The sequence below is a fragment of the Corynebacterium tuberculostearicum genome (genome assembly GCF_016894265.1).
Lineage (GTDB): Bacteria > Actinomycetota > Actinomycetes > Mycobacteriales > Mycobacteriaceae > Corynebacterium > Corynebacterium tuberculostearicum_D.
The window spans coordinates 1,506,913-1,520,545 of the sequence record NZ_CP069791.1 but is presented as its reverse complement, the minus strand read 5'-3'; the positions used below and the strand labels follow the sequence as shown (position 1 = coordinate 1,520,545).

General features: G+C 55.8%; 13 protein-coding genes. 5 read left to right on the top strand and 8 right to left on the bottom strand.

Annotation, left to right across the window (positions count from 1 at the left end; translation table 11 throughout):
* Positions 1 to 233 precede the first annotated feature (233 nt).
* The 3 genes from I6J28_RS07290 to I6J28_RS07280 all read right to left on the bottom strand — a co-directional run bounded on the left by I6J28_RS07290 (position 234) and on the right by I6J28_RS07280 (position 3,906).
* Complete coding sequence (locus I6J28_RS07290; protein WP_200288978.1) at positions 234 to 1,979, bottom strand: DUF262 domain-containing protein; 1,746 nt, start codon at positions 1,977 to 1,979, stop codon at positions 234 to 236.
* 551 nt (positions 1,980 to 2,530) lie between these two features.
* Entirely contained in the window at positions 2,531 to 3,709 is a 1,179-nt protein-coding gene (locus I6J28_RS07285; protein ID WP_204608747.1) for an aminotransferase class I/II-fold pyridoxal phosphate-dependent enzyme, read from the bottom strand.
* Positions 3,706 to 3,906: a 6-carboxyhexanoate--CoA ligase gene (locus tag I6J28_RS07280; RefSeq protein WP_275431225.1), complete on the bottom strand. Its 201-nt coding sequence runs from the start codon at positions 3,904 to 3,906 to the stop codon at positions 3,706 to 3,708. The genes I6J28_RS07285 and I6J28_RS07280 overlap by 4 nt, the downstream gene beginning before the upstream one ends.
* Positions 3,907 to 3,950: 44 nt before the next feature.
* Here I6J28_RS07280 and I6J28_RS07275 point away from each other — a divergent pair, with 44 nt between their 5' ends.
* Positions 3,951 to 5,294 (top strand): IS256 family transposase, encoded by a 1,344-nt coding sequence (locus I6J28_RS07275; RefSeq protein WP_204608743.1) that lies wholly within the window; start codon positions 3,951 to 3,953, stop codon positions 5,292 to 5,294.
* Here the strand turns inward: I6J28_RS07275 and I6J28_RS07270 are convergent.
* Positions 5,245 to 5,850 (bottom strand): 6-carboxyhexanoate--CoA ligase, encoded by a 606-nt coding sequence (locus I6J28_RS07270; protein ID WP_239454672.1) that lies wholly within the window; start codon positions 5,848 to 5,850, stop codon positions 5,245 to 5,247. The two genes, I6J28_RS07275 and I6J28_RS07270, sit on opposite strands and share 50 nt — an antisense overlap.
* Positions 5,851 to 6,094: 244 nt before the next feature.
* Positions 6,095 to 6,685: a hypothetical protein gene (locus I6J28_RS07265; protein ID WP_200288976.1), complete on the bottom strand. Its 591-nt coding sequence runs from the start codon at positions 6,683 to 6,685 to the stop codon at positions 6,095 to 6,097.
* A 113-nt stretch (positions 6,686 to 6,798) separates the two neighbouring features.
* On the opposite strand from I6J28_RS07265, the gene I6J28_RS07260 reads away from it, so the two are divergent.
* Positions 6,799 to 8,015, top strand: a protein-coding gene (locus tag I6J28_RS07260; protein ID WP_204608740.1) for an IS3 family transposase whose coding sequence is annotated in 2 segments (ribosomal slippage) — positions 6,799 to 7,060 and positions 7,060 to 8,015 — 1,218 coding nt in all. Because the reading frame shifts where the segments join, the coding sequence is not laid out codon by codon here.
* Positions 8,016 to 8,136: 121 nt separating this feature from the next.
* Here the strand turns inward: I6J28_RS07260 and I6J28_RS07255 are convergent.
* The 3 genes from I6J28_RS07255 to I6J28_RS07245 all read right to left on the bottom strand — a co-directional run bounded on the left by I6J28_RS07255 (position 8,137) and on the right by I6J28_RS07245 (position 10,996).
* Positions 8,137 to 8,715: a hypothetical protein gene (locus I6J28_RS07255; protein WP_200288975.1), complete on the bottom strand. Its 579-nt coding sequence runs from the start codon at positions 8,713 to 8,715 to the stop codon at positions 8,137 to 8,139.
* A 266-nt stretch (positions 8,716 to 8,981) separates the two neighbouring features.
* On the bottom strand, positions 8,982 to 10,748 hold the full coding sequence (locus I6J28_RS07250) for a DEAD/DEAH box helicase (RefSeq protein WP_204608737.1): 1,767 nt from the start codon (positions 10,746 to 10,748) through the stop codon (positions 8,982 to 8,984).
* Positions 10,745 to 10,996, bottom strand: coding sequence for a DUF3039 domain-containing protein (locus I6J28_RS07245; RefSeq protein WP_005325062.1), 252 nt, complete (start codon positions 10,994 to 10,996; stop codon positions 10,745 to 10,747). The genes I6J28_RS07250 and I6J28_RS07245 overlap by 4 nt, the downstream gene beginning before the upstream one ends.
* Positions 10,997 to 11,133: 137 nt before the next feature.
* On the opposite strand from I6J28_RS07245, the gene I6J28_RS07240 reads away from it, so the two are divergent.
* The 3 genes from I6J28_RS07240 to dtd are packed head-to-tail and all read left to right on the top strand — an operon-like array spanning position 11,134 to position 13,581.
* A complete protein-coding gene (locus I6J28_RS07240) occupies positions 11,134 to 11,508 on the top strand; it encodes a DUF3099 domain-containing protein (protein ID WP_086587548.1) in 375 nt (124 codons plus the stop codon).
* Positions 11,509 to 11,523: 15 nt separating this feature from the next.
* Positions 11,524 to 13,095: a DUF7059 domain-containing protein gene (locus tag I6J28_RS07235; protein WP_204608736.1), complete on the top strand. Its 1,572-nt coding sequence runs from the start codon at positions 11,524 to 11,526 to the stop codon at positions 13,093 to 13,095.
* A gap of 42 nt (positions 13,096 to 13,137) precedes the next feature.
* Positions 13,138 to 13,581 (top strand): D-aminoacyl-tRNA deacylase, encoded by a 444-nt coding sequence (gene dtd / locus I6J28_RS07230; RefSeq protein ID WP_204608733.1) that lies wholly within the window; start codon positions 13,138 to 13,140, stop codon positions 13,579 to 13,581.
* Positions 13,582 to 13,633 lie beyond the last annotated feature (52 nt).

The following is a 13,633-nucleotide window of genomic DNA, read 5'->3' as shown; positions in this document are numbered from 1 at the left end:
TTGATACTAACCTCTTCATATCGTCTTTGCTGTCACCTCGCGGCTCCGAGCGCGCACACCTTTCGTCACTTTTGTGACTCCTCCGGAAGAGCCCCTAAACAACGACCACCCCGCCTGACCACATCGGTGGTAAAGACCGAGGGCTCTTACTGGCGGGGCGGAACCTTTGAATTAAGGATACCCAATGGGGTTCTTCACGGATGACCTTGACGAGGTCGTCGAGCGCGATTGTCCTAGTTCTCGATCAAATTCCACTGGTCGAGGTAATCGATGAGCCCATTTATAATGGCGCTCTTTCGCTCGACGATGTTTTCCTCGGTGAAATCTTCCTGCTGGCTTGCGATCGATTGAAGCTCCTGATTCTTCGTTCCGGCCTTCTCGACGCCATTCGCTGTGGTGTAGCCGGTGTAGTAGCGAGTCTTGTCCTCAAAACGGTAGTCAGAAGCCCGAATATTGATATTCTTTTCGAGGAAGGCTTTATTGCCCAGCGACTCAAGCAACCCCTTCGACGAAAGGGAATTCTCCTTATTTGCTCGGGCCCGAGAGTAGATGTGTTCAATCTCGAGCTTCGTATCATTGTCCAGCACGGTCTGACTGGGCTGTTCAAACGCCCACCACAGGACCATGGACTTAGTGATCGGGCGATTGTTGCTGAACGTGAAGGAATTCAACTGCTCAATCAACTGCTGGCGATCAAAGCGATAATTTTCGAAAGTTACCTTTTCGTCGTTAACGATTGAAATCATCGCGGGGAACAGAGGCGTTCGAAGTGCGTTGACACCGGGGCGGTGAACGGCATAAGCAAATATGAAGCCAGTTATAAGAGCAAGGAAGTCGAAGAATTTTTCTTCTTCGAGATTCCCATTCTCGTCACGGTTCTTGAGGAAGTACACGGAGACGATATAGGTCCACATGCTGTTCGGGGCGTAGCTCAAGACATACAGGCGTTTATTGACGCGTTCCGAAAACTCTTCTTGCTGGTCGACTCTGTCCCAGAAGGCAACGAGGGATTCAAGGTCTTCAAGCGATTCTTCTTTCTTCAACAACGCATAGGAATCACGTTCATAGAAGTCACGCAGGCCTTCCGTTGTAGTTGTCCTGATTCCCTTCAATGCTCGCTGGTAATACATGTACCGCGTAAAAAGCTCATCCATGGGATTGTTATTTCCACGGGTATGCGAGAACACACGTGTAGCGGTCTCTTCAAGCGCTTTCCACCGCTCGATAAATCCCTCTTTCTCGTTCTTTGCGGTGAAGTACTTATAGAATTGCGACTTAAAAATATCAGCGTCTGCCAGTGGCAGGCCGCGATCATTCAGTGTCGAGAAAATCCGAAGAGCCGTGTCTTGTGACTCGGCCTCGATGGGCAGAAGAATAACTTTCTTGAGAATTCGGTTAGCCAACCGCGCTGTGTATGACGGATATTCGTTGATGAACCGATCAACACGCCACTCGAAATAGGAGTAGTTTTTCGCATACGCGCTGTGCGCACCGTCGGGAATTTTCCCCTCGTTGAGGATAAAACGGAATTCATCCTTATCGTCATCAGAAGCTACTTCTGAATCAATGCGCAGCTGATCAGGAATGCGATCACCAAACTCAGTAGTACGCCAAATGCATTGAGCAATCTCGCGGAAGGTGGTTTTCGAGTTCGGATCTTGCATGTACTGGAACTTCTCGTAGAACGCACGCAGCAAAAGCATAAGCGTCGTTAGACGCTGCTGACCATCAATGACTTCCAATTGCCCTGCATCATTGCGGAAAGTAACAATCGGCCCCAGAAAATATTCATCGCTGGGGTCAAACGCGTCTGCGTTACCCTCCGGAATGCAAAACGCTTCAATGTCGTCCCACAACGTTGCGCATTCGTCTTCAGTCCATGCATACGGGCGTTGGTAATCCGGAATGAGAAAGCTCGTCGTAGTGGTTTGATTAATAAGTGCCGAAACGGACTTCTGATCGACGCTGAGTTTAGACATCTAGGTTCCTCTGTGAATTAGATAGCGAAAAGGGAACTTACAGGGCAGAGAAAGTGGTCGCCTGTACTGGACTAAATATAACTTGTCACGGCTACGCCAGGGCGTGACCCCTGCAAAGTAGACAAGGTGAGGGCAGTTATGCCGCCTTGGTCAGTGTAATAGATTGGGCTTCAAAGACATCGGGCGATATCTGTCCGCACCATGAGTGCCGGAGCTGTGTGTTGTATCTGATGCACCACCGAAATACCTCCTGCCGGCATTGCAGCGGATAGGAGAAGACTTTGCGTCGTGCTTTTCGGGCACCGTCCCTCTCGTGAAATCCATGGTGCGTGAGCGCAAGACGCCAGGCTTCACGCAGTTTTCCATCCTCTTCCACGCCGTCTGCGCCATCGCTTTGCCGTAATAGTCGTAGCGCTGCTAACCAAAGAGTTTCTCAACATCTTTACCGCCCCAGGGTTTAGTGCCTCCGGCCATCACATCATCTGGCAGGCAGCACTGATGGAACTAACTCTCATCGTCATGGTTACTTTGTGGTGAGCGCCGCGGTCACACTATTGAGGCGCGGGGCCTACGGCATCGACAATGAGCGCAATATCACCCTCGGAGTAGTCGGCATGAGCTGTAAGTCTTAGCAAAGCCTGTCCGAGCGGTACCGACGGATAGCGGATCGGAGAAACAATTACTCCCCTTTCAGCCGCCTGTGCCGCACGTTCCATAGCTGCGTTCTCAGCGCCTACCGGCAAGACGATAATAGGCGCGGGCGAGTCCACCACTTTCCATCCGTTCGCCCGCAGACGCTGCCGAAGGTTGTGTACGACGCGGGCAAGCCGTTGCACTCGCGAAGGAACGAGAGCTAACGCCGCGCTAATAGCAGCCGCTTGCGATGGCGGCATGGACGTTGAGAAGATATAGCTACGGCAGCGTTGGCGGCATAGCTCGATAAGTGGCTCACTGCCCGCGACGAAAGCGCCCGCCACCCCTAAGGCTTTGCTCGCGGTACCGATATAGATATCCGGCAAGGGCAAATCGAAATGCTCACAAACGCCGCGTCCATTTCTGCCAAGTGTGCCGATCCCGTGCGCATCATCGATCATCAACCAGGCGTTGTAATCCTGAGCAAGTTCCTGAAGCGCATGGAGATTCGCAAGCTCGCCGGACATGGAAAATACGCCGTCACTCACAATCAATCGGCGCTCCGATGCATCGGCAGCAAGCTGCTCTTCTAAGGTTTTCACGTCGAGGTGCGGATAAACAGATGACCGGACCCCTTGGTAGCTCGACTTGGCCAGCCGGATGCCGTCGATGATGCTCGCATGATTATCAGCGTCAGAGAAAATAGAAAGTCTCTCGCCACAATCTCGCGCAGCTGCAGCAAGCGCAGGGATTACTCCCATGTTGGCGTGGTAACCCGAACCGAACACGAGCGCTGCTGGCGCACCGACAAACCCAGCCAGATCACGCTCGAGCGCGACGTGATAGTCACTCGTACCCGTAGTAAGACGCGATCCTCCTGACCCCACCCCGGCACGCAGCGTTGCTTCGTGGGCCGCGTCGGCAAGCGCGCGATTCGTCCCGAGCCCCAGGTAATCAGACGATCCCGCAAGCAGCGTTTCACGTCCATCGACCACGGTGCGCGGACTTTGACTACCGCTAATGACCCTTTCGGTTCTTTCCAGACTACGCTCACACCACGAAGCATTGGAACTGAATGCCCAGTCTTCCAGGCTCATTGCCAAGAACCTTCCACAAGGACAGGCTTTTCACGCAGCCACTGCTCTGTCTCCGGAAGTGCACTAAGTGCGCCTGAATAGAACAAGACACGTCCACCTTGTTTCCCGCCTTCAGCCTTGACGTTGCGCAAAGCCGTATAGGAACCTTCGACCGCGACATAACCGGTGGTGTAGCTCGGGTCATGAGAGTGTCTGATGGTTTGTGTGTGGGAACCGATCCCGCATAAGGAGATAAGCCAGAATGACTACTGTGGCGAGACGAGATCCGGCCGATAAGGCCAAGATTGATGCGATTGAAAAGAAGCTTCTTGCTAACCCTGAAATCGCGAAACTGATTGACGACCTAGGCACGTCCACAACGGATGCCAATGACCTGGTTCGCGGCATGCTGCAAGCCTCGATTACTAGGGGTTTGAATGCCGAGATGGATGCCCACCTCGGCTACGAGTCTGGTGATAGGAGCGGCAAAGCTGCAGCTGGGACAGACAATCACCGCAACGGGTCGTACACAAAGACCGTGGATTCTAACTACGGGCCGGTCACCGTGGATATCCCCAGAGACAGGACTGGGACGTTTATCCCAACTATGGTCCCTAAAGGCTCGAGACGTTTAACTGATGTCGATGACATGATTGTCAGCTTGTACGCCGGTGGGATGACAATCAGGGATATCCAGCACCACATGGCAACGGCGATGCGGGTTGATATCTCCCATGAGACGATTTCAGCGGTTACTGACGCCGTCTTGGATGAGGTTATGGTCTGGCAAAACCGCCAGCTAGATGAGTTCTACCCGGTCATTTTCCTGGACGCGCTGCGCATTAAAGTCCGCGATGGCGGCCGGGTAGTCAACAAGAGTGCGTACATGGCAATCGGTGTGGACCTTGACGGCATCAAACACATTTTAGGATTGTGGATTGCCAAAGAAGAAGGCGCTTCATTTTGGGCGCAGGTATGCGCCAATCTTTCTAACCGTGGTGTCAAAGACGTCTTTATCGTCTGCTGTGACGGGCTGAAAGGCCTACCAGAAGCAGTCGAGGCAACCTGGCCGAACTCTATGGTGCAAACCTGTATCGTGCACCTGATACGTGCCGCGAACCGGTGGGTAGCCTACGGGGATCGCCGGGCTGTATCAGCCGCGTTGAAGAAGGTCTACACCGCCACAGACGAGTCCACAGCTAGGGCTGCTTTAGCCGAATTCGAGGCTTCCGAGCTGGGTGAGAAGTATCCCCGCTCAGTCAAGGTCTGGCAGGACGCGTGGGCGCGGTTTGTCCCGTTTCTGCAGTTCCCACCAGCAGCTAGGAAGGTGATCTATACGACGAACTCCATTGAATCTTTTAACAATGAGCTGCGTAAAGCTACTCGCAACAGGGTGCAGTTCACCAACGATGAATCAGCCCTAAAGACGCTGTGGTTGATGATCTGCAATATTGAAGACAAGCGAGCCGCCAAGAGAGCAAAGCAAGGTAAACGAGTCTCAAGAACAGCCGGCAGACTCATGGAAGGAGCCCGAGTATCCGGCTGGAAACAAGCCATCAACCAAATGGCCGTGGCCTACCCCGACCGCTTCGACAAATACCTATAAACCCAGCCCCACACACAAACAACTTGACACGCTCCGGGTCATCGGAAATACAGACTTCCGCGACAATGCCCGGCGCAGCAAGAGCCTTGGATGCTAAAGCAACGGCATCAGCCCGATGGTTCTTCGACTCTGCATGAGGGGAATCAGCCCAATCAAATGTTCCCACCCGAACACCACGTTGCCCATGAGTGTCTAGACGCTCACCGGTTTCAGCGCAGACGATGCTCGCACCGCGCATATCGCGGGTGCGGTACAGAAGCTCGATACCTCGGCGGGCTGCGCTCTCGGAAACTCGGTTGTCCTTAGCGAGCACGTCCATCATCACCGTTTGTGCAGACTCCGGGTTCTCACAGTCCCGTGTACTAACCTTCAAGGCACTTACATGAGCAATGTCACTTACTGCAACCACCCTCGTAGCAATGTTGATGGAATCCGGCACGCCCTTCTCGTGCCGCAACGCACGAGTGGCAAGCTCTGAGCTCACGCGAGGAACAAGGTGTGGTTCCACGATGCGTTCAGCACCCGAGATATGCCTGCCCTCAAGGCTTGCACGCATCTTAATGCTCATCAGCACAGTCAAGGTTTCTGCCATACAGGTATCGTAGCCCAGCATCTTGAACACCGTTCAATAATTATCAAAACAGGGTTAATCCCCTCTCCTAGTTCCGCTTGGAAACGCCATTACCGATTCCAAGTGACAGTGCGACTTCCACGTGACACTAAGAACCCCACGTACCTTCCAACCACATATGTGGTCGGGGCTCGTGGGGGTTGCTTAGTGCAGTGTGTTGGGATTTCCCCTACTGCTGTGGTGCGGTGCCCAGGGTGTCCTCCATGCAGGCCTGCTGCTGGGCAGGGTCCTGCATGTTCAGGCACTTGTCGGCGCCAGTGTCACCGAGGATCTTCACGCCGAAGGCCATGATGGCGATGGTGCCGGCCAAGGCGAAGATAGAGGTAACCAGGCCGACGACGGACATCCAGGTGCGGCGCAGCTCCTTCGGGCGCTTGCGGCCGACAACCAGCGCGATGATGGAGACGATGATGCCGATTGGGCCAAGCAGCAGCGGCGGAACAATCAGCAGCAGGGACAGCAGCGCGATGATGCCGATGACCATCGCCCAGATAGCAACTGCGTTCTTCTTTGCCGGCTGGCTGTCGACACCAGCGTAGGCCGGGTAGTCGGCGCCAGCGGCGGTTGCGTTCGTGCCGTAAGCATCGTAGGAGGCGTGGTCGTGAGCGGTGTTGTCTACGCCGTAGTTGTTTGCGTCGTGGGTGTGCTCCTCGTTGGCCTTGGAGGTTGCCTCACCGTAGAAGGGCAGCTTGCCGGTGCTGTCGCTGCTAAATGGGTTATTCGCGTTGTCCGGGTTCTCTGGGTTGTTCGGGGTGGTCATGTGGTTGGCCTCCTTGAGGCAGCCCAAATTGCGTGCTCTTTATCGAATATGTGTGAGGTTACCCTCAAGTAGTGGACACCCTATTTGTACGGATCTTGTGTCCGTAGGAGAGGATGTTCATTGTGAATCAACAGCGCAAGAAGTACACGCCGGAGTACCGGCGTGAAGCCGCAAACCTGGTAATCGAGTCGCAGCGCCCAATCGCTCATGTGGCTAAGGAAATTGGCGTATCAGCCACAATTTTAGGCAGGTGGGTCAAACTCGAGCGTGAGCGCCGAGGAGCATCCGACGGGCTAAGCGAGGCGGATCTTCGTGCTGAGAATGCTCGTCTGCGCCGTGAGCTGGCGGAAGCCAAGATGGATAACGAGTTTTTGTCAAAAGCGACAGCCTTCTTCGCCGCCAAGCAACGCGAACAGAAAAGTTCGAATTAATGCAGCGAGAGAAGGCGAACTACAGCATCAAACGTATGGCACGGCTATTAAAAGTGTCTCGGTCTGGATACTACAAATGGTCTCATACGCAGCAGAAGCGGCTATCCGGCGAAGATAATCGTGCAGCTTTTTACGATGACGTTGACCGTAAGATTCATCAGATTTGGTCGGACTCCGACGAGGTTTATGGTGCTCCGCGGATCACCGCAGAACTTATCGAGCGGTACCACATTTCGCTTAATCGTAAGACTGTGGCTAAACGGATGCGCATGATGGGCATTGAAGGGATTTCCCCGCGGGCCTTTGTCCCAGTGACAACGATTCAAGCCAAGCGTAAGTCCACGCTTCCTGACTTGGTCAAGCGCATGTTTGATACTGGTGAGCTCAACCGAGTATGGATGTCGGATATTACCTACCTGCGCACCGGTGAAGGCTGGTTGTACTTGTGCGCAGTCCGCGATGGTCATTCCCGCAGGGTACTGGGCTGGGCTATGGATAGCGTTCAAGATACATACCTGGTCGAACGGGCCCTGCGGATGGCGCATACACTACGCGGTGACGTGCCTGACGGGCTAGTGTTTCACGCTGACCGCGGAACCCAATTTACCAGCGAGAAGCTTTGGGAAGTTTGCCGCAACCTGGGCATTGCTCAGTCCGTAGGGCGTACCGGCGTGTGCTTCGATAACGTGATGGCCGAGTCATTCTGGTCGACGCTTAAAACCGAATTCTACGACCGTAAGCGCTGGGCGACCCGTGATGCTGCACGCAAGGCCGTTGCCTACTGGATTGAAGTCGTCTACAACCGCCGACGTCGGCACTCCGCACTCGGGATGATAAGCCCCGCCGACTTCGAGAACCGCATCGGTCTAACCACCAGCAGAAAAGAAATAGCCGCCTAACCACTAGGTAGCTCCACTACGTGTCCACAATTTGCGGGCAACCCCATGTGCGTCTAATAACTTATGCGTTTGTAATCGCTTTCGGCCAGGTTACTTACGGAACCTGTGAAATCACTGGCAACTACCGAGTGGCCGAGTTTGTGGGCGGTCGGGCCGCGGCAAGTCTTGCGCACCTCCACATGGATGGTGCCATGGGTGGACAGATGCGATATTCGGCGTTTGGGAAACGCCTAGTTTGAGTAGAACCGTTCAAGGAATCTTCCATGCAGGCTTGCTTTTGCGCTGGGTCCTCGATGGTCGCGCACATTTCAGGGTCAGGCGTCATCGTCCAACCAATGTGCGTATACAAGTAAATTAAGAAAGCAACGGACAAGATTAAAGCGATAATTGAGGTAATCAAGCCGGCGATGGACATCCAGGCGCGGCGCAGCTCTTTTGGTCGCTTCTTGCCTTTTAGCAATGCGATGATGGAGACGATGATGCCAATCGGCCCCAGCAGCAGCGGTGGAACAACTAGGAGCAAAGACACCAGCGCAATGATGCCGATAACGAGAGCCCACACCGCAATCACGCTTTTCTTTTCGGCCGGGGAATAGCCGTATCCGTCACCGCCACCGGCAAAGGCCGGGTATACCGCGCCTTCGGTACTGTCGGGATTCCTTCCGTTGCTCGGGGTGTGAGGATCGTTCGGGGTGGTCATACGATTGGCCTCCTTGAGTGCAGCCCAAAAGCCTTAATCGTGTTATTGCTAATCGTTCTATTGCTTTTAACTACGTTACCCACGCTGGCTGCGCATTGTACGGCGATCGCTTTCTGGTAGAGCGCAGAAAAGGCCGGGCTGGGTGCACTCCGCGCTAGGAGCGCACCGGGCTAGGAATGCACCGCACGAAAGGTACTGGAGTACTGTCCCAATCCGGCCTTGCTTGACCTTGACTTTGACCATGACCGTCTACCACGTCACGACACCTACCACTTGCGCAGGTATTCTATGCGCTCGCGTAGCTGGTCGGCGTTGCACAGCGCGGTGGGCGGTCCACCGCAGGCCTTGCGCACCTCGGTATGGATAGCACCGTGCGGGCGGCCCGAGCGCTGGGCAGCGATGGAGACAACCGTATTGAGTTCCTTGCGCAACTGGCCTAGCTCATCGACGACTCCAGTATCGCTGGACTCAGACTCCATAGACTTCTTCCGTGAGGCCGGCGCATAGTCCATACCGTAGAGCTTGCGGCGGTGAGCTTCCTCCGCCTCAGCAGCACGCCGCGCCTTTTCTTCCGCTTCGCGGCGGTCCATTTCCTCGGATTGCTTCTTGCGCAGCAAGTCTTTTACTTGGTCCGCATCCAGTAGCCCGGGAATGCCAAGGAAATCCGCTTCCTCATCGGTGGTCATATCCCCGGTATTGAACTGAGAACCGTTGTAGAGCAGTCCCGAAAACTCTGCTTCGGCACCAAGCGACTCATAAGACTTCTCCAGCATGTCTGGTTCGGTCTTTTTCTGATTCGCCTGCTCTAGCAGTTCGTCGTCCCAGCCTTCCTTGTCGGGCTTTTCTTCACCCAAGACGTGGTCGCGGGACTTTTCCATATTTTCCGCCAAGCCCAGCAGCACAGGAACCGATGGAAGGAAAACCGATGCCGTCTCGCCCGGCATGCGCGAGCGCACGAAGCGGCCGATGGCCTGGGCGAAAAAGAGAGGAGTCGACGCCGAGGTAGCATAAACGCCCACTGCAAGGCGCGGGACGTCGACGCCCTCGGACACCATGCGGACCGCCACCATCCACTCATCGGTGGACTCAGAAAACTCCTGAATACGGTCCGAGGAACCGGGATCATCAGACAAAATCACCGACACTGGCGTATTAGAAAGCTGTTTGAGGATCTTGGCATACGCGCGTGCGGTCGTCGTGTCCGAAGCCAGTACGAGGCCGCCGGCATCCGGCATATTGCGCCGCATTTGCATCAGGCGGGTATGCGCCGCCTGCAGCACAGCAGGGATCCACTCACCCTTGGGGTCCAAGGCGGTGCGCCACGCTCGGGCGGTTTGCTCCGCATTCATAATGTCGCCCAAACGGGCTGCATGTTCCTCGCCGGCCGAGTCGCGCCAGCGGGCTTCACCAGAGTAAGAAAGAAAGACAACGGGGCGCACGACGCCGTCGGCAAGCGCATCGCCATAACCATAGGTATGGTCCGAGCGGGATACCTTGTGCCCCTCCCCATCGTCCACGTACTGGACGAATGGAATGGGTGAGTCATCGGAGCGGAAAGGCGTACCGGTCAAGGCCAGGCGGTGATTGACATCGTCGTAGGCTTCCTTGACGCCATCGCCCCAGCTCTTGGCGTCGCCTGCATGGTGAATCTCATCAAGGATCACCAAAGTGCGCCGTGCAGAGGCCACCGCGCGGTGCTTGAAGGGGTGCATACCCACTTGCGCATAAGTCACCACAATGCCGTCCATCGAGGGATTAACGGCGGAGGAATTGCTAAACGCCGGATCGAGAGCCAGACCTACGCGCGCGGCAGCGCTAGACCACTGGGTCTTGAGGTGTTCGGTAGGCACCACCACGATTACGCGCTCGACCGTACGGTCTTCCATGAGCTCGGTAGCAATGCGCAGCGCGAAGGTAGTCTTTCCGGCGCCCGGGGTCGCCACCGCCATGAAGTCCTGCGGCTTAGTGGCGAGGAATTTATCGAGGGCGGATTGCTGCCAGGCGCGAAGGTTAGTCTTTTTAAAAGTCCTCACTTGCGGCGCAGACCCTTATACACACGCTCACAATCGGGGCACACCGGAGAACCCGGCTTTGCCTGCTTGGTCACCGGGAAAGTTTCGCCGCACAGCGCAACGACGTACTTGCCGTTCACCGCGGAATCGAGGATGTGATCCTTTTTGACGTAGTGGAAGAACTTCGGCGTGTCATTATCCGTCGTCGAAGTGTCTTCACGAATATCTGGCCGTTCAATTGTCTTCGTAGTCGTAGTCACGCACTCCATTTTGCCGCATCGGCATCGAACTTTGCGAGTCAGGCGGCTACCCTTGGAGAACATGTACACGTCATGCACGCCAGCCACTGCGCCCCTCTCCCCTTATCGAGGGAACGCCGATGCGCACGAGGGGAGCCGAGTCTAGGTTGTTTGGCAAAAAAGAGCGCTACCTCATCACAGATGCCAAGCTCTCGCCTGGCCAGGACCGCAAGCGCCGCGAAATTCGGTATGGAATCTTCCAGTTTTTACGCGTTCCTTCCCTGCTCATCGCCGGCTTCTTCCTTTATATGCATTGGTGGCTTTTAGCCGCCATCATTGTGGGCGTGACTTTTCCCCTCCCCTGGATAGCCGTGGTGATTGGCAACGGCCGGGGAGAAAAGAAGGATAAGCGCGAGAAAAACGTGTACAAGCCAGCCATGAACCGGCAGCTTTATAGCCAGACCCACGCCCCACAGGTATCCGGCGGCACTGCCCGGCCTATTGAGGCACACCACGACATCATTGATCACGAAGAAGAGTAAAGGATTCCTGCCTACATGACGACCGCTTTTGGCCCCGACTTTGATGCCACCGCGCTAGCCACGCTGGCCGCAGAGCTTTCCGACGTCTTTACCGCCGCCGGTTTTACTACCGATGGCGTAGCCGGGCACCTAGGTCCGGAAGTTACCGAGGCCCTCTTCCGCGGCGAACCCGCACCAGTTGCGCTCGCCGCGCACAGCGAATCTCAATTGGATCTTTTGATCCGCTTCTTCCTCCTGCATGAACACCTACCGGCCACGCTTTTGGGCGAGGCGGTAGGCGCGCGCTTGGCTACCCAGTTGCTTGATGCCAATGTTGCGCTTGCCGACGCCCATGGCAAGGCCTACATTGCCCTCGATATCCGCCCCCACACCATCGTTGGCGCCAACCGTCTCATCTTCTCCGACGTCGACGCCTCCTTGGTCGACCACGTACCTGGCCCAGACCATGTGCTTGGCGTTGGTGCGGCAAGCCTTTCGCTGCTGCAATCCACGCCAGTAAGCCCAGTGGGCAGCGTCTTAGATCTAGGCACTGGCTCGGGCGTCCAATTGCTGGGGCAGCTCGATTGCGCTGAAAAGATTACCGCCACCGACGTGCATGAGCGTGCATTGGAGTTGGCCGAGGCTACCATTGCCGCTACTGGCGATAGCGAGAAAGTGGAATTGCTGCAAGGTTCGTGGTTCGCCCCCGTAGCCGGCCGCCGCTTTGACCGCCTCGTAGCTAACCCACCTTTTGTTGTTGGCCTTCCCGAAGTTGGCCACGTCTACCGCGATTCCGGGTTAAATCTGGACGGTGCCAGCGAGCTGGTTGTCTCTCGGGCCACCGATCACCTAACCCCTGGCGGCACGGCTCACCTTCTGGCAGCTTGGGTACACACCAGCGGCGAGACCTGGCAGCAACGCGTTGCCTCCTGGCTGCCAGACAAGGGAATTGCTGCCTGGATCATCCAGCGCGACGTAGCCGATCCCGCACTCTATGTGTCCACCTGGCTCGAGGATGAATCCCTGGATGTACGCTCCCCTGAAGGACAACAGCGCTCTCGCGCCTGGCTGGAACATTTCCAGCAACATGAGGTCAATGGCATTGGCTTTGGATTTGTCGCTATCCAACGCATCGGCGACGATGAACCTGCCGATATCTTGGCCGAAGAAATGCCGCAGGCCTTTAGCGACCCACTTGGACCTGAAGTAGAAGAATACTTTGCCCGTGTGGCGTGGTTGCGCGACCTAGTACCCGGCGAGCTACAGGGAAAGCACTTCCAGGTACGCCCGGGGCTGGCACGCGAAGATATCAGCACCCCAGATGGGGATTTGGGCCAGGGATTTACACGGGCCGCTCTACGCCTTACTCGCACCGACGGTCCGCGCTGGAGCCACGAAGTAGATGAACACATCGCTGCCATTGTCGCCGGACTCAACCCACAGGGCTTGAACCTGGAAGAAACCATTGGCCTGTATGCGGCGGCGCACGGATTCGACGAAGCAGAACTTACTACTGCTGCCCTACCCGCCGTGATCGATATGGTCCGACATGGCCTGCTTATCCCAGCTGATCTCCTCTTGGATACCGATTCGCCGGACCTCAGCTAGATCCACACTGTCCCCCACTCGTTATATAAGGAGAAGTAAACCATGCGCGCAGTTTTGACTCGGGTATCAGAGGCCACAGTGACCGTCGATGGAGAGACCGTAGGGGCCATTACTAGTCCCGAAACCGGTGGCCTTCTCGCTCTAATTGGGGTCTCACGCGAGGATATGGATGGTTGGCAGCCCCGCGCTGAGAAGATGGCACGCAAGATTGCAGAACTGCGCATTCTTGATGGCGAAGTGTCAGTCATTGATGCCGGAGCGCCCGTGCTTGTGGTGAGCCAATTTACTTTGTACGGCCGCACTGCCAAAGGGCGACGCCCTTCGTGGGCGGATGCCGCTCCAGGACCCGAGGCCGAACCGGTCATCGCGGCGATTATTGCGAACCTCAGGGAACACGGCGTGTCAGTAGAAACAGGCCAATTCGGGGCTAAAATGCGCGTTTCCTCTGTGAGTGAAGGACCTTTCACCGTCTTGGTAGAGACCTAGCCCGCACCCTCAATTTCCGCCCCACGAGATCTGAAAATCGTGTTAAGCAGGA

Coding starts and splice junctions, on each gene's coding strand:
- I6J28_RS07275 (WP_204608743.1), top strand. CDS start 3,951: ATGACTACTGTGGCGAGACGAGATCCGGCCGATAAGGCCAAGATTGAT.
- I6J28_RS07285 (WP_204608747.1), bottom strand. CDS start 3,709: ATGAGCCTGGAAGACTGGGCATTCAGTTCCAATGCTTCGTGGTGTGAG.
- I6J28_RS07265 (WP_200288976.1), bottom strand. CDS start 6,685: ATGACCACCCCGAACAACCCAGAGAACCCGGACAACGCGAATAACCCA.
- I6J28_RS07270 (WP_239454672.1), bottom strand. CDS start 5,850: ATGCGTGCAAGCCTTGAGGGCAGGCATATCTCGGGTGCTGAACGCATC.
- I6J28_RS07235 (WP_204608736.1), top strand. CDS start 11,524: ATGACGACCGCTTTTGGCCCCGACTTTGATGCCACCGCGCTAGCCACG.
- I6J28_RS07245 (WP_005325062.1), bottom strand. CDS start 10,996: ATGGAGTGCGTGACTACGACTACGAAGACAATTGAACGGCCAGATATT.
- I6J28_RS07255 (WP_200288975.1), bottom strand. CDS start 8,715: ATGACCACCCCGAACGATCCTCACACCCCGAGCAACGGAAGGAATCCC.
- dtd (WP_204608733.1), top strand. CDS start 13,138: ATGCGCGCAGTTTTGACTCGGGTATCAGAGGCCACAGTGACCGTCGAT.
- I6J28_RS07290 (WP_200288978.1), bottom strand. CDS start 1,979: ATGTCTAAACTCAGCGTCGATCAGAAGTCCGTTTCGGCACTTATTAAT.